Here is a 15,086-nt window from a genome sequence, read left to right as displayed (position 1 = left end):
TGTTTATGGCAAACGTCGGCAGGCGGCTGACCTGCCGACGGCGTGGTTCAGGGCTTTTTGAACAGCCGTTCGATTTGGTTCAGCATGTTGGTGGCGCTGTAGTAATCGAGACGGAAGGTGTCGTTGCCGACGGCGTAGACGTGCCGCTGTTCCACCGGTTCCAGATGTTTGAGGAACGGGTTGGCCAGCACCTCTTGCACTTTGCGCTCATTGGTGGCGAACAGGATCAGCGTTTTGCCGTTCAGGCCTTCGGCCATTTTTTCGCCGGAGATCTGGATGATGTCATGGCGTTTACCCATGCTGGCGTTGCCTTTGGCGCTTTCCGGCGGGGTAGCCAGTTGGAAGCCGAGCTGGGTCAGCAGCTTGCCCTGGGCGGACCCCGGCGTCCACAGCATGGCCTCGCGGCCGTTGTCGGCATACACCAGCGGGGTGGTCGGCTGCGGCGGCAGCGTGATCGCCTGCTTCACTTGCTCCACGCGCTGTTCGAAACGATCCTCCGCCTGTTTGGCGCCGGCTTCATGGCCGGTGATCTCGCCGAGCTCGCTGGCCAGCTGCTGCCAGCTCTTGTCGCCATAATCGAGCACCAGCGTCGGCGCAATGGCGGACAGCTGGTCATACAGTTTCAGCGCCGAATCCCCGCCGGTGGCGGCGACGACGATCAAGTCGGGCGCGGCGGCGGCGACGGCTTCGGCATTGGGCTCCACCTGGTACAGCCGTTCGACGTGGCGCTGTTTGGCCACCTCGCTCCACTGGGTAAAGAAGCCTTGTTTATCGGCCACCAGGGGATTTGGGCTGGTAGCGGCGCTGGCGACCACCGGGGCGTCGATCGCCAGCAGCGTGCCGGTGATGGTGACGCTGGTGGACACGATGCGCTGCGGCGGTTTTTCCAGCGTGAACTTCCCTTTGGCGCTGTCGATGGTGCGCGGCCAACTGCTGTCGGCAGCGGGGGGGGACGGTTTCTGCCCGTCGTTCTTGTCGTCCGGGCCGCAGCCGCTGAGCAGCAGGCTTGAAGTGGCGATAAATGCAATGAACAGCTGGCGTAAGGATAGGGTCATGAGCGGGCTCTTTCTTTCCTTGAACTAAGGCGTATCAATCCGGCGGCGGATTGGCTGCGTGGTGGATGCCCGCTAATTTACCATTCAAGCCGCCAAAATGATAACCATTCGTATCTCAGCGCGTGGCGAATAAAGTGAGAATAAGGCGAAAGGGAAAGTGAGTGCGGCAGAAACGAAAAAAGCGCCCAAAGGCGCTTTTTTCTGAATGGGTGGGTCGTGCAGGATTGATTCGGCCAGTGGCCTCACCCTGCGGGCAACGCTGCGCGTTGTCGTATCGCTGCGCGATGCTCGAACCTCTCCGGTTCTTCATCCTGCACGACTCGGTAAACTATGCCGGCGAGAGATGAAGTCAGAATCGGATGGCGCAGAAACGAAAAAAGCGCCAAAAGGCGCTTTTTTCTGAATTGGTGGGTCGTGCAGGATTCGAACCTGCGACCAATTGATTAAAAGTCAACTGCTCTACCAACTGAGCTAACGACCCGCAGAAGTGGTGGGTGATGACGGGCTCGAACCGCCGACCCCCTCCGTGTAAAGGAGATGCTCTACCAACTGAGCTAATCACCCACTTCAGGACTTCCAGGTACTGCTAAACGAGAGAATGATGGTGGGTGATGACGGGCTCGAACCGCCGACCCCCTCCGTGTAAAGGAGATGCTCTACCAACTGAGCTAATCACCCTCATTCGTTCTCATTTTTTCTCAACAAGATGGTGGGCGATGACGGGCTCGAACCGCCGACCCCCTCCGTGTAAAGGAGATGCTCTACCAACTGAGCTAATCGCCCCGTCTTGTTGGAGTCGCATTATAGGGATAGTTGAAAGTGAGTCAACGGTTTTTAAAATGATTTCAATCGTTCGCCGCAAATTTAGGCAGGGCGCGATAATTATCGGCAACGGCGCCGATTCTTTGCGCAACGCTATGCGAAACTCGCCGCAAAACGGGCGAAATCGACCGGCGCAATATCGTGTCGGCGTTGAGGAATTAGCGCGTGGTGATACAATGTCGCCCACTCTTTTTTCAATTCCGAGCAATCGTCGGCAACCGCCGACACGCGTTGCGTAATAAGGCAGTGAACCCAATGAAAATCAAAACCCGTTTTGCACCGAGCCCGACCGGCTATCTTCACGTCGGCGGCGCGCGTACCGCACTTTACTCTTGGTTGTTCAGCCGCCATGCGGGCGGTGAGTTCGTTCTGCGTATCGAAGATACCGATTTGGAACGCTCTACCCAGGACGCGATCGACGCAATTATGGATGGCATGAACTGGTTGAACCTGGATTGGGATGAAGGCCCGTATTTCCAGACCAAGCGTTTCGATCGTTACAACGCGGTCATCGACGAGATGCTGGAGCAGGGCACGGCCTATAAATGCTATTGCTCCAAGGAACGTCTGGAAGCGCTGCGCGAGAAGCAGATGGAAAACGGCGAGAAGCCGCGTTACGACGGCCACTGCCGCGACAGCCAGTGCAGCCACACCGACGACGAGCCGCACGTGGTGCGCTTCCGCAACCCGCAGGAAGGCTCGGTGATCTTCGACGACAAAATTCGCGGCCCGATCGAATTCAGCAACCAGGAGCTGGACGATCTGATCATCCGCCGCACCGACGGTTCGCCAACCTATAACTTCTGCGTCGTCGTCGATGACTGGGACATGGAAATCACCCATGTGATCCGCGGCGAAGACCACATCAACAACACCCCGCGCCAGATCAACATTCTCAAAGCGCTGGGCGCGCCGGTGCCGGAATACGCGCACGTGTCGATGATCCTCGGCGACGACGGCAAAAAGCTGTCCAAGCGTCACGGCGCGGTGGGCGTTATGCAGTACCGCGACGACGGCTATCTGCCGCAGGCGCTGCTGAACTACCTGGTGCGTCTGGGCTGGTCCCACGGCGATCAGGAGATCTTCTCCATCGATGAGATGAAAGAGTTCTTCACGCTGGAAGCGATCAACAAATCCGCCAGCGCGTTCAACACCGAGAAGCTGCAGTGGCTGAACCACCACTACATCAACCATATGCCGGCGGAAGAAGTGGCGGTGCATCTGGCATGGCACGTTGAGCAACTGGGCCTTGAAACCCGCAACGGCCCGGAACTGAAAGACCTCGTCAAGCTGCTGGGCGAGCGTTGCAAGACGCTGAAAGAGATGGCGGAGTCTTGCCGTTACTTCTACGAAGACTTCAGCGAGTTCGACGCAGACGCGGCCAAGAAGCACCTGCGCCCGGTGGCGCGTCAGCCGTTGGAAACCGTGCGCGCCAAGCTGGCCGCCATCACCGTCTGGACGCCGGAAAATGTGCACGACGCCATTCAGGGCACGGCGGATGAGCTGGGCGTCGGCATGGGTAAAGTCGGCATGCCGCTGCGCGTCGCGGTGACCGGCGCCGGCCAGTCGCCGGGCATGGACGTGACCGTGCATGCGATCGGCCAGAAGCGTTCGCTGCAGCGTATCGACATGGCGCTGGCTTACATCGCCGAGCGCGAAGCGCAAGCCTGATTTGGCTGAGACGCCATAAATGAAAAAGCCCCGTGGAGCGATCCCGGGGCTTTTTTCATGGCGGTGTGTCAGGCTTGCTCGCCGGCCGGCAAACCCGGGCGGTAGGCGAGGAAATACATCAGCCCGACAAAACCGGCGCCGCCCAGCGCGTTGCCGAGAAATACCGCGACGAAATTGGGTAAATACTGCTCCCAGCCCATGCCGCCGGCAAAGATGGCCGCCGGGATGATGAACATATTCGCCACCACGTGCTGGAAGCCGATGGCGACAAAAGCCATGACCGGGAACCACATGCCGATCACTTTGCCCGGCACATCCTTGCTGGCGAAGGCTAACCACACCGCCAGGCACACCAGCCAGTTGCAGCCGACGCCGGAAATGAAGGCGTGCAGGAAGTCTGCATCCACTTTGGCCTGCGCGATCGCCAGCGTCTTATGCAAGAACGCGCCTTCGGTCAGGCCCAGCAAATGACCGAAGAAGTAGGCGACGGCCAGGCTGCCGGCCAGGTTGGCCAGGGTGACCCAAAACCAGTTGCGCAGCACGGCGATGGCGGGGATTTCGCGGGCAAACCAGGCCATCGGCAAGGTCATCATGTTGCCGGTCAGCAGTTCGCCGCCGGCCAGAATAGTCAGGATCAAACCGATAGGAAAGACCGCGGCACCCAACAGGGCGCCGAAAGAGCCCCATTCGGCCGGCAGGGTGCCGATGACGTGAATATCCAGCAGAAAACCGGTGGCGATAAAGGCGCCGGCGAGAAAGCCCAGAATCAACAGATTAGCGAGAGGGGCGCGGCTTTTGTTTACCCCGGCCTGAACGGCGAGGGCGGCGATTTCTTTTGGTGAATGCAAAGACATGACGGACTCGGTTTATAGTAATGAAGTTTATGGCGCGGGCAGTCTATGCCGCTCGGGAGTCCGACTCAAGCGCATTTCGCTAACATTCCGTTAATTAAAAATCAACGTGATATGCAGGGTCTTTTGCCATTTTGAGATGTAGCACGCAAAATGGATGAACTCTGCGCAAAGTGATGATTTTTTGGTGCCAAACATGCTGATTTGGCGGCTTTTTCAACGCTTGATTCAGTAATTCAATTTAGCCGTTGACAGCTTTGAGTGGGTTTCATATTATGCGCCCCGTTCACAGCACAAAGTGATTGTGGAATGGGGCTATAGCTCAGCTGGGAGAGCGCTTGCATGGCATGCAAGAGGTCGACGGTTCGATCCCGTCTAGCTCCACCAACCTTCTTCTCAGAGAGGTTGGGGAATACCGTAACGCCGGTCAAAGCGTACCACTTTTGTGGGGCTATAGCTCAGCTGGGAGAGCGCTTGCATGGCATGCAAGAGGTCGACGGTTCGATCCCGTCTAGCTCCACCACCATTTGAAAAGCCGACCTTAGGGTCGGCTTTTTGCTTTTCTTTTTTCATCTTCGCCGAATGCCAGCCAACAAAAAAGGCGCCCGCAGGCGCCTTGTTATCGCAGTCGGTTCGAGGCTTAGCCCAGTACCAGACCCGCGATGGAAGCGGACAGGATGCTGACCAGCGTAGAGCCGTACACCAGCTTCAGGCCAAAGCGCGACACCACGTTGCCCTGGTGTTCGTTCAAGCCCTTGATCGCACCGGCCACGATGCCGATGGAGGAGAAGTTGGCGAAGGACACCAGGAACACCGACAGGATCCCCAGGCTGCGCGGCGACAGCTCGGCAGACACTTTCTGCAGCTCCATCATTGCCACGAACTCGTTGGAAACCAGCTTGGTGGCCATGATGCTGCCAACCTGCAGGGCTTCGTGTTTAGGAATCCCCATAATCCAGGCGAACGGATAGAAGAAGTAGCCGAGGATTTCCTGGAAACTCAGGCCGAAGATGGCGCTGAACACACCGTTGAGCGCGGCGATCAGGGCGATGAAGCCGATCAGCATCGCGGCAACGATAATCGCTACTTTGAAGCCGGCCAGGATATATTCACCCAGCATTTCGAAGAAGCTCTGGCCTTCATGCAGGTTGCCGAGGTGCAGCTCTTCTTCTTTATTGGTGTCGTACGGGTTGACCAGCGACAGCACGATAAAGGTGCTGAACATGTTCAATACCAGCGCCGCCACCACGAACTTGGCGTCCAGCATGGTCATGTAGGCGCCGACGATGGACATGGAAACCGTAGACATCGCGGTCGCCGCCATGGTGTACATGCGCTTTTCCGACATCTTGCCCAGGATATCCTTGTAGGCGATGAAGTTTTCGGATTGGCCCAGGATCAGCGAGCTGACGGCGTTGAACGACTCCAGCTTGCCCATGCCGTTCACTTTCGACAGCACGGTACCGATAATGCGGATGATGAACGGCAGCACCTTGATGTACTGCAGAATACCGATCAGCGCCGAAATGAAGACGATCGGGCACAGCACCTTCAGGAAGAAGAACGCCAGGCCTTTGTCGCCCATGCCGCCGAATACGAAATCAGTCCCTTGTCCCGCAAACCCGAGCAGTTTGTCAAACAGCGCGGCAAATCCTTTTACGAAGCCCAAACCCGCTTCCGAATGCAGGAAAAAGTAGGCCAGCAGTACTTCGATAACCAGTAGTTGAATAACATAGCGAATGCGGATGCTTTTACGATCGCGGCACACCAACAGGGCCAGGATCGCCACCACCACTATCGCCAACGCAAAGTGCGCAATATGGGACATGTTTGCTCCAAATTTGAGGCAGGCTGAATTTCGGCTGTCATTTTATGTAACGCTACGTTTAAAAACGAGACTTCTATTGCAAATATGGAAAATCATAGCGGGAGTTCTCCTAAAGTGTTACGCAAAAGCATAAAAAATCAAGACGTTAAAGCAGCAATAGGAAATTCGTATTCTTGTGCTAACCTGTCTTTCAGGGGTATTGCAGCCAAAATCTCATCAGAAAAGCACGGAAATCGGTAAGCTCAGCGCTGAACCCTTCGATAAAACCGTTAATGTTGGCTATTACAGAGATAAGTTTTACCGCTCTAAATGCGCTTGATAATTATTATCATTTATATAGAGTGGAGATAAACGTAATTTCAGTAAGGGTTCAACATATGCTGAACAGTCGCGTGGTTGAAACCACCTCCGGGCGCTCCGCCAGAAAAATCAAACTCTCGCTGATGGGGCCCGCCTTCATCGCCGCTATCGGCTATATCGATCCCGGTAACTTCGCCACCAACATCCAGGCCGGCGCCTCGTTCGGCTACAGCCTGCTGTGGGTGGTCGTCTGGGCCAACGTGATGGCGATGCTGATCCAACTGTTGTCCGCCAAGCTGGGCATCGCCACCGGAAAAAACCTGGCCGAGCATATTCGCGATCGCTTTCCGCGGCCGGCGGTGTGGGCCTATTGGGTGCAGGCGGAGATCATCGCCATGGCGACCGATCTGGCCGAATTTATCGGTGCGGCGATCGGCTTCAAGCTGCTGCTCGGCGTGTCCCTGTTGCAGGGCGCGGTGCTGACCGGTATCGCCACCTTTTTAATTTTGATGCTGCAAAAACGCGGTCAAAAGCCGCTGGAGCGGGTGATTGGCGGCCTGCTGCTGTTCGTCGCCGCCGCTTATATCGTCGAGTTGGCATTCTCCCAGCCGCAGCTCGCGCCGCTGCTGAAGGGCATGGCGCTGCCCGATCTGCCTAACGGCGATGCGGTATTTCTGGCCGCCGGGGTATTGGGCGCCACCATCATGCCGCACGTGATCTACCTGCATTCGTCGCTCACCCAAATCGGCGGCGAGCACGACAAGGCGGAGCGCTATGCCGCCACCAAGGTCGACGTCGCCGTGGCCATGACCGTTGCCGGTTTCGTCAACCTGGCGATGATGGCCACCGCCGCTGCCGCGTTTCATTTCAGCGGCCACAGCGGCATCGCCGATCTCGACGTGGCTTACCTGACGCTGCAACCGCTGCTCGGGCAAGCCGCTGCCACCGTGTTCGGCCTGAGCCTGGTGGCCGCCGGCCTCTCTTCCACCGTGGTGGGCACGCTGGCGGGGCAGGTGGTTATGCAGGGGTTCGTGCATTTCCATATTCCGCTGTGGCTGCGGCGCGCGGTGACCATGCTGCCATCGTTTATCGTCATCATGCTGGGGATGGACGCGACGCGCATTCTGGTGCTAAGCCAGGTGCTGCTCAGCTTCGGCATTGCGCTGGCGCTGGTGCCGCTGCTGGCTTTCACCGGCAATCGGGCGCTGATGGGGGAAATGGTCAACGGCCCAGTGGTGCAAAACCTGGGCAAGCTGATCGTGCTGGTGGTGGTGGGATTGAACGGCTATCTGCTGATCGGTAGCGTGCTGTAGGAAAAAAAACGCGGGCCGGCATGGTGCCGGCCCGTCGCCGTTAATCGCGGTCGTCATCGCCGTGGCGGCGCCAGCGATCGCGGTCATGATCGTGGTGGTGCTTTTTCTCTTTCTTCCAATGGTGCTTATCGTAATGCTTGTCGTATTTACGATAGCGCCCTTCATGATAGTAATAGTGTTTGCGCCAGTAGTCGCGGTCGCGCCAGCGATAGCCGTCCCAGTAGTAACCGCGACGGCTGCGGTCGCCGAGATAGCGCCCCTGATGACCCTGCCACCAGTCGCGATCGCGCCAGTCGTAACCGTCCCAGTAACGGCCGCGATTGTCCTGATCGCCGATGCGCAGTGAAACGCCCGGCATCAGATCGATGCTGATCCCTTCGGCGTGTGCTTGCTGTGCGGCGGGCAGTACCGTCGCCGCCAAGATGGCGGCCAAGAGCAGAGGTTTAAACATGACTTCTCCTTTCCGCTTGCGCGGCCTGGCCGTTTGTCACTTTATGAAGCGCGTTCATCAGTTTAAAAAAGCGGCCTTATCGTTATTTTTGCTGCAATATCGGCATCATAGCGCTGGCGCATAGGGTTGAATCTGAGAGCCATTCTGAAAACGGCGACGAAGACCAAGATTTGAGATTTTTCTGGAGTATCGCCGCTCGATTGAGCGGCGGTATTTGTAAACGATTACAGTAGGATTTGCTCGATCTGCGCGAGCTCTTCTTCACTGAAATGACGATTGGCCAGCATGCCTACCGCGTCTTCTATCTGCGCATCCTTGCTGGCGCCGATCAACACAGAGGTAACGCGATCGCCGCGCAGCACCCAGGCCAGCGCCATCTGCGACAGCTTCTGCCCGCGTTGCCGCGCCAGCGCATCGAGGCGGCGCACCTTGTCCAGCCGCTCGGCGGTCAGTTGTTCCGGCTGCAGGAAGCGGCTGCCGCTAGCGGCGCGGGAATCTTGCGGAATGCCGTGCAGGTAGCGGTCGGTCAGCAACCCGCCCGCCAGCGGCGAGAAGGCGATCGATCCAACGCCATGCTCCGCCAATGTATCCAGCAATCCCACCTCCGGCGTGCGTTCCAACATCGAATACTTGGGTTGGTGGATCACGCACGGCGTGCCGAGCCGCTGCAGAATGTCGAACGCCTGCCGTGCGCGCTCGGCCGGGTAATTGGACAGGCCGACGTACAACGCTTTGCCCTGGCGCACCAGCAGATCCAGCGCCGCCATGGTTTCTTCCAGCGGCGTGTCCGGATCCGGCCGGTGGTGATAAAAGATATCCACATAGTCCAGCCCCATGCGCTTCAGGCTCTGATCGAGGCTGGCGACCAGGTACTTTTTCGAGCCCCAATCGCCGTAGGGGCCGGGCCACATGGTGTAACCGGCTTTGGATGAGATGATCAGCTCATCACGCCAGGCCCGCAGATCGGCGTTGAGTATGCGGCCAAAGTTCTCCTCGGCGGCGCCGGGCGGCGGGCCGTAGTTGTTGGCCAGATCGAAATGGGTAATGCCGCGATCGAAGGCGCAGCGGATCAGAGCGCGGGCGTTGTCGTACAGCGTGGCGTCGCCGAAGTTGTGCCACAGCCCGAGTGAGACGGCGGGCAGCTTCAGCCCGCTGCGGCCGCAGCGCCGGTATTCCATATCTTGATAACGCGAGGGGGAGGCTTGGTAGGACATAGTTATCCTTGTCGGCGAGAGGTGAAGTGCTCTGAGTGTATACGTTTTCACACCGCGCTGCCGGGGGAGCGATCACAGCGCCGGCATGTAACGCCAGGTTGCCGATCGAGGCAGGAATGATTGTTCGAAATTTGAGCGGCATCTTCGATACTTAAAGATAATCGCTCCAGCTGCAGACAGGTGATGATCATGACTCAGATCTATACGGTGGCCGATTATCTGCTCGATCGTCTGGCCCAAATCGGCATCCGTCATTTCTTCGGTGTGCCGGGGGATTACAACCTGCAATTTCTCGATCACGTCCTCGCTCATCCGCAAATCACCTGGGTAGGCTGCGCCAACGAATTGAACGCCGCCTACGCCGCCGACGGCTATGCGCGCTGCAAACCGGCGGCCGCGCTGCTCACCACCTTTGGCGTGGGGGAGCTGAGTGCGTTGAACGGGGTGGCCGGCAGCTACGCCGAATACCTGCCGGTGATCCACGTGGTCGGCACGCCGGCACTGCGCGCCCAGCGCGCCGGTGATTTACTGCACCATTCGCTGGGGGATGGCGACTTCACCCACTTCGCCCGGATAGCCAAAGAGGTGACCGTCGCGCAGGCCGACCTGACCGCCGACAACGCCGCGATGGAGATAGACCGCCTGATCGGCGTTGCTTTGCTGGAACATCGCCCGGTTTACCTGATGTTGCCCAGCGACGTCGCACAAGCGCCGCTGCCGAGTAAACCGGCGCCGCTGATGCTGCGTCAGGCCAAACTGTCGCAGAGCGCATTGCAGGCGTTTATCGCCGCGGCGCGCGAAAAGCTGCTGTCGGCGCGGCGAGTATCGCTGCTGGCGGACTTCCTGGCCGATCGCTTCGGCGCCGAAGCGGCGCTGGACGAGTGGCTGCAGGAGGTCGACATTCCGCACGCTACGCTGCTGCTCGGCAAAGGCGTGCTGGATGAGAACCGCGCCGGCTTTGTCGGGACTTACTGCGGCGGCGCCAGCGATCCGGCGGTGAAACAGCTTATCGAAAACGCCGATGTGGTGATCAACGTCGGCGTGCGTTTGACCGACACCATTACCGCCGGTTTCACGCATCATCTGCCGGTGGAAAAATGCATCGACATTCAACCGTTCGAAGCCTGGGTCGGGCGGCAGCGCTTTTGCCGCATTCCGATGCGCGAGGCGGTGCAGGCGCTGCATCGCCTGAGCCTGTCGATGGCGTCGCGTTGGCCGTTGCCGCCGATCGTCCGCCCGGCGCTGCCGGAAGGCGATGGGAAAGGGTTGGATCAGCACGCCTTCTGGCGGCAGATGCAGGATTTCCTGCGGCCCGGGGATATCGTGCTGGCCGATCAGGGCACCGCCTGTTTCGGCGCGGCGGCGCTGACGTTACCGCGCGGTTGCCGCCTGATCGTGCAGTCGCTCTGGGGGTCGATCGGCTATACCCTGCCGGCGACGTTCGGCGTGCAGACTGCCGAACCGCTGCGCCGGGCAGTATTGCTGATCGGCGACGGCGCCGCGCAGCTGACCGTGCAGGAACTGGGCTCGATACTGCGCGACGGGCTTAAACCGGTGATCTTCGTGTTGAACAATCAGGGATATACCGTCGAGCGCGCCATCCACGGGCCGGAGCAACGTTATAACGACATCGCGCGCTGGAACTGGACGCAGTTGCCGTCGGCGTTGGCGGGCGAGCGGCCGGTGAGGGCATTGCGGGTCAGCGAACCGGACGGATTGCGCCAGGCGCTGCGCGAGGTAGCGGACGACGATCGGCTGGCCTTCATCGAAGTGATGCTGCCGAAGATGGACATGCCGGAACTGCTCGATACCGTCTCACGCGCCATTCAGGCGCGCAACGCCGCCGCTTAAGGCAGGGTATCGCCCAGCAGGCGCTCCAGCATCCAGAACCCCGCCGGGCCCGGCGGGGTCAGTTTGGACCATACCGCATCCACCGAAATCAGTTTTGGCCAGCCGCGCGGCCGCAGCTGGGTGAGCCTGCCGTGGCCGTATTGCTGCACCAGCCAGTGCGGCAACACCGCCCAACCGAATCCTTGTTCCGCCATCTCTAGCAACAGCAGATAGCTGGGCGCCGACCAGACCAGGCCACCCTGTCTGGCCGCCTCGGCGCCAGTGTAGGTATTCAGGATCAGCTGACGGGTGCTGGACAACTGCTCCGGCGTCGGCGCGGCGACCTGCGCCAGGGGATGCTGATGGGCGACGAATAGCCCCATTTCGGTCTGTTCCGGCAAGCGGGAGAAAGCGATATCCGGCGGATAACTTTTTTGCACTTCCACCATGCCCAAATGCGCGCGGCCGCTTTGCAGCAGATCGATAACGTCGCCTTCCTCGGCGATCATCCATTCCAGCTCAATCTCCGGGTAGCGCTGTTCGAACAGCTGCATCAACCGATCGTGATGCTTGGGCTGGTAGGTATCGGAAAACACCATGCTCAGGCGGGGTTCAACCTCGCCCGCCAGCTGAATGCTCAGGGCATCGAGCCGTTCGCTGGCCGCGAGGATCGCCTGCACATGCCCCAGTACCTTGCGGCCGGCGGCGGTGAGCACCGGCTGGCGCGCGCCGCGATCGAACAGCGTCAGCGCCAGGTCGGCCTCCAGATTGGCGATGGCGGTGCTGATGGTGGATTGGCTTTTGCGCAGCTTGCGCGCGGCGGCGGAAAACGAGCCGAGGGCGGCGGCTTCGACAAATGCGTGCAGCGCTTCCGGGGAATAGTGCATAACCTATCTACTTTATCGATGGAATCTATTTTTAATCTACCCAAAAAAGCGATGATAATCACCAGGCTTTCGCAACAACTGTCGAAAAAAAGGTGATGTATGCAACTGCAAAACAAGTCTCTCATTGAACGTATCGTCCACGCCGTCGGTTTCGAGGCCATCGCCGTGATGGTTTGCGCCCCGCTGGGCGCGTGGCTGCTGAACCGCTCAATGGTGCAGGTCGGTGCGTTGGCGGTGATGCTCTCCACCGTCGCTATGTTGTGGAACATGGTTTACAACACGGTGTTCGACCGCCTGTGGCCGGTCAGCCGGGTGGTGCGTAACCTGAAAGTACGTGCGCTGCACGCCGTCGGCTTTGAAGCCGGTTTTATCCTGATCGGCGTGCCGATCGCCGCCTGGATGCTGAGCATCTCCTGGACGCAGGCGTTTATGCTGGAAATCGGTTTCTTCCTGTTTTTCCTGCCGTACACCATGGCCTATAACTGGCTGTACGACACGCTGCGCCAGCGCTGGTTCGAAGCGCGCCAGCCGATCAATTCCGGCGCCAAATAAGGCGTCGTCAGCCCGGCGATTCTCAGGTAAGGTCAGAGGATCGTCGGAAATGCTGAGGAACGAATGATGAAAGTGTTGGGCTTGCTGGGTGGCATGAGCTGGGAATCCACCATTCCTTATTACCGCACCATCAACGAACAGGTAAAGGTGCGCCTCGGTGGGCTGCATTCGGCCAAAATCGTGCTCTACAGCGTCGATTTTCAAGAGGTTGAACGCTTGCAGCACCAGGGCGATTGGGACGGTGCCGGCCGATTGCTGGCCGCCGCCGCGGTGGCTTTGCGCGCCGCCGGCGCCGAAGCTATCGTGATCTGCACCAACACCATGCACAAGGTGGCGGAGGCGGTCGAGCAGGCCAGCGGCCTGCCGCTGATTCACATCGCCGATGCCACGGCGCTGCAGGTGCGGGAAAAAAACATACGCCGCGTCGGGCTGCTGGGCACACGCTTTACCATGGAGCAGACCTTCTATCGCGGCCGCCTGCAGGAATTGCACGGCATCGACGTGGTGACGCCGGTCAGCGCCGATCGCGACATCGTACACCGCATCATCTATGACGAACTGTGCCTGGGTAAAATTCGCGACGCCTCGCGCGACGAGTATCGCCGGATCATCAGCGATTTGGAGCAGCAGGGCGCGCAGGGGATTATTTTCGGCTGCACCGAAATAGGCTTGCTGGTGAGCGAGCGGGATGCGTCGGTGCCGGTGTTCGACACCACCGCGATCCACGCCCGCGCCGCCGCGGCGTTCGCGTTGGCCTAATCGTCGTGCGGCGGCTGCCGGCGATTCACCAGCATCAGCGGTTTGCCCGCCAGCGCCAGCCAGGCGGGCAGCATCACGATGCACAGCACCGGCAGCAGGTGCAGATCCGGCACCACCGCCACCGCCATGAACAGGCTGAGCCAGCCGTCGCGCGTGACCACCAGCACCAGCCCCATGATGGCGCAGGAGACGGTGATCGCCGCCGGCACTGCGGGAACGTGCTGGTGCAGCATCAGCCCCAGCGCCACGCCGACGAACACCGCCGGGAAGATGCGCCCGCCGCGAAAGCCGCTGGCGGCGGCGATCACCAGCGCCGCCAGCTTGGTCAGGGTAATGGTCAACAGCGCCGGCACGGAATAGCCGTCGTCTGCCGCGAGGCGCTTCATCTCATCCAGCCCTTTAAACAGGGTAATCTCTCCGCCCACCAGCGCCAGCAGGCCTAGCACAAAGCCACCCAGCCCTAACATCAACACCGGATTCTTCATCGAATGGAACAGGCGGTGAACGTGCGGGAAGCACCACAGCGCCACCATGCCGAGCGCGATGGCGATCAGCGCTACGATGGCGCCGCTGAAGATGTCCGGCAGCCGCGTCACGTCATAGGCGTCGAGCTGCAGGGCGAAATTGGGCACGAAGAACATCTGGGTGGTGACTGCGCCGGCGGCTGCGGCGACCAGCGGGGCGAACAGCCGATCCCACAACGGCGTTTCGTTATTGCCTGCCAGGGTTTGCGAGAAGATCAGCGCGGCGGCGACCGGCGTGCCGAACATCGCGCCGATGGTGCCCGCAGCCGCCAGGATGATCCAGTCCATGCGCGGCACCTTCGGCAGCAGGCGCGCACCGGCGGCCGCTACCAGCGCGATATTGATGGCGGTGATTGGGTTCTCCGGCCCCAGGCTGACGCCGCCGGCCAGGCCGACGATCAGCGCCAACCCCAGCCCCGGCAGGGCGGAGAGCGGCAGCGGCATACCGATCAGCGATTCCGTCGCCGGGTCCGGCCCGGCGTGGCCCGGCATATAGCGCACGATAAGGCCGACCGCCACGCCGGTCAGCGTCAGCATCGCGACCGACCACCAGGGCGACTGGGCGTCCAGGCTCAGCGCATCGGGCAGCGTTACCCACAGCCATTGCTGCAGCGCGGCGGCGACTTTCATCACCAGCAGCAGCACCAGACTGGAGGCGGAACCGATAATCAGCGCAGGCAAAGCAAAGGCCAACATGGCATTGGCGCGCGGATGCAGCATGGATAATCCTTTGTCGATGCCTCCCGGCAGGGCTGGGAGAGCGGGTGGTTGGGCAGTGGCCACAGCTTGCCAGACTATCGGCGTGCAGGCACGCATTGATATTGCCCGGCGCCGATGACGGTTAACAGTTGTCGGGGGGCGTTTTTTGCCGCAATTTGTTTCAAATCGCGGCGTCGCAGGCCAGCTGAAACGTTTTTTGTGATCCGGATCGCTATTGGGGTGCAGATCCGAGGCGGGTGATTGTTGTTTTTGCAGCAGGATTTTACAGTGTGGGCAGCTTTTTATTTTTCATTTTGCGGAGACGAAATC

Annotated in this window: 12 protein-coding genes, 6 tRNA genes and 1 other RNA gene; 7 read left to right on the top strand and 12 right to left on the bottom strand. The window is 59.8% G+C overall.

The genetic code is table 11. The features are described 5' to 3' along the window. Window positions 1-47: 47 nt before the first annotated feature. The 6 genes from fepB to QDT79_RS21920 all read right to left on the bottom strand — a co-directional run bounded on the left by fepB (window position 48) and on the right by QDT79_RS21920 (window position 1,838). On the bottom strand, window positions 48-1,055 hold the full coding sequence (fepB, locus tag QDT79_RS21945) for a Fe2+-enterobactin ABC transporter substrate-binding protein (protein WP_107227572.1): 1,008 nt from the start codon (window positions 1,053-1,055) through the stop codon (window positions 48-50). A 207-nt stretch (window positions 1,056-1,262) separates the two neighbouring features. After that, a non-coding RNA gene (locus QDT79_RS21940) (RtT sRNA) lies at window positions 1,263-1,386 on the bottom strand. Between the two features lie 74 nt (window positions 1,387-1,460). Further along, a tRNA-Lys gene (locus QDT79_RS21935) sits at window positions 1,461-1,536 on the bottom strand. A 7-nt stretch (window positions 1,537-1,543) separates the two neighbouring features. Continuing rightward, window positions 1,544-1,619: transfer RNA gene (locus QDT79_RS21930), tRNA-Val, on the bottom strand. A gap of 38 nt (window positions 1,620-1,657) precedes the next feature. Further along, window positions 1,658-1,733: transfer RNA gene (locus tag QDT79_RS21925), tRNA-Val, on the bottom strand. 29 nt (window positions 1,734-1,762) lie between these two features. Next, window positions 1,763-1,838, bottom strand: a tRNA-Val gene (locus QDT79_RS21920). A gap of 294 nt (window positions 1,839-2,132) precedes the next feature. On the opposite strand from QDT79_RS21920, the gene gltX reads away from it, so the two are divergent. Next, window positions 2,133-3,548, top strand: coding sequence for a glutamate--tRNA ligase (gltX, locus tag QDT79_RS21915; RefSeq protein WP_063988913.1), 1,416 nt, complete (start codon window positions 2,133-2,135; stop codon window positions 3,546-3,548). A gap of 68 nt (window positions 3,549-3,616) precedes the next feature. On the opposite strand, the gene QDT79_RS21910 is transcribed toward gltX, so the two are convergent. Beyond that, window positions 3,617-4,402: a formate/nitrite transporter family protein gene (locus QDT79_RS21910; RefSeq protein ID WP_041036155.1), complete on the bottom strand. Its 786-nt coding sequence runs from the start codon at window positions 4,400-4,402 to the stop codon at window positions 3,617-3,619. 308 nt (window positions 4,403-4,710) lie between these two features. On the opposite strand from QDT79_RS21910, the gene QDT79_RS21905 reads away from it, so the two are divergent. After that, a tRNA-Ala gene (locus QDT79_RS21905) sits at window positions 4,711-4,786 on the top strand. Window positions 4,787-4,846: 60 nt separating this feature from the next. Then, window positions 4,847-4,922, top strand: a tRNA-Ala gene (locus QDT79_RS21900). A gap of 117 nt (window positions 4,923-5,039) precedes the next feature. On the opposite strand, the gene QDT79_RS21895 is transcribed toward QDT79_RS21900, so the two are convergent. Further along, complete coding sequence (locus tag QDT79_RS21895; protein WP_004936373.1) at window positions 5,040-6,227, bottom strand: NupC/NupG family nucleoside CNT transporter; 1,188 nt, start codon at window positions 6,225-6,227, stop codon at window positions 5,040-5,042. A gap of 377 nt (window positions 6,228-6,604) precedes the next feature. Here QDT79_RS21895 and QDT79_RS21890 point away from each other — a divergent pair, with 377 nt between their 5' ends. Then, entirely contained in the window at window positions 6,605-7,840 is a 1,236-nt protein-coding gene (locus QDT79_RS21890; RefSeq protein ID WP_308317063.1) for an Nramp family divalent metal transporter, read from the top strand. A gap of 40 nt (window positions 7,841-7,880) precedes the next feature. Here QDT79_RS21890 and QDT79_RS21885 read toward each other — a convergent pair whose 3' ends face one another. Further along, the gene (locus QDT79_RS21885) at window positions 7,881-8,291 is read right to left on the bottom strand and encodes a DUF2502 domain-containing protein (RefSeq protein WP_025303761.1); all 411 of its coding nucleotides are present in this window, start codon (window positions 8,289-8,291) and stop codon (window positions 7,881-7,883) included. 224 nt (window positions 8,292-8,515) lie between these two features. Next, window positions 8,516-9,505, bottom strand: coding sequence for an L-glyceraldehyde 3-phosphate reductase (gene mgrA / locus QDT79_RS21880; RefSeq protein ID WP_063988915.1), 990 nt, complete (start codon window positions 9,503-9,505; stop codon window positions 8,516-8,518). Between the two features lie 189 nt (window positions 9,506-9,694). On the opposite strand from mgrA, the gene QDT79_RS21875 reads away from it, so the two are divergent. Next, window positions 9,695-11,356, top strand: coding sequence for an alpha-keto acid decarboxylase family protein (locus QDT79_RS21875; RefSeq protein ID WP_308317062.1), 1,662 nt, complete (start codon window positions 9,695-9,697; stop codon window positions 11,354-11,356). On the opposite strand, the gene QDT79_RS21870 is transcribed toward QDT79_RS21875, so the two are convergent. Next, window positions 11,353-12,222 carry a LysR family transcriptional regulator gene (locus tag QDT79_RS21870; protein ID WP_044030749.1) on the bottom strand — a complete coding sequence of 290 codons (870 nt, stop codon included), beginning with the start codon at window positions 12,220-12,222 and terminating at the stop codon, window positions 11,353-11,355. The two genes, QDT79_RS21875 and QDT79_RS21870, sit on opposite strands and share 4 nt — an antisense overlap. 99 nt (window positions 12,223-12,321) lie before the next feature. Between QDT79_RS21870 and QDT79_RS21865 the strand changes: the two genes are divergently transcribed. Both QDT79_RS21865 and QDT79_RS21860 read left to right on the top strand, forming a co-directional pair. Further along, entirely contained in the window at window positions 12,322-12,774 is a 453-nt protein-coding gene (locus tag QDT79_RS21865; RefSeq protein ID WP_063988917.1) for a multidrug/biocide efflux PACE transporter, read from the top strand. A gap of 66 nt (window positions 12,775-12,840) precedes the next feature. Then, window positions 12,841-13,533: an aspartate/glutamate racemase family protein gene (locus QDT79_RS21860; protein WP_063988918.1), complete on the top strand. Its 693-nt coding sequence runs from the start codon at window positions 12,841-12,843 to the stop codon at window positions 13,531-13,533. Here QDT79_RS21860 and QDT79_RS21855 read toward each other — a convergent pair. Continuing rightward, window positions 13,530-14,777: an ion channel protein gene (locus QDT79_RS21855; protein WP_063988919.1), complete on the bottom strand. Its 1,248-nt coding sequence runs from the start codon at window positions 14,775-14,777 to the stop codon at window positions 13,530-13,532. The genes QDT79_RS21860 and QDT79_RS21855 overlap by 4 nt on opposite strands. Between the last annotated feature and the right edge of the window lie 309 nt (window positions 14,778-15,086).

Source organism: Serratia marcescens, from assembly GCF_029846115.1.
GTDB classification, from domain to species: domain Bacteria; phylum Pseudomonadota; class Gammaproteobacteria; order Enterobacterales; family Enterobacteriaceae; genus Serratia; species Serratia marcescens_L.
Note: the sequence above shows the minus strand (reverse complement) of the source record. Positions and strands in the feature narration are given on the sequence as shown.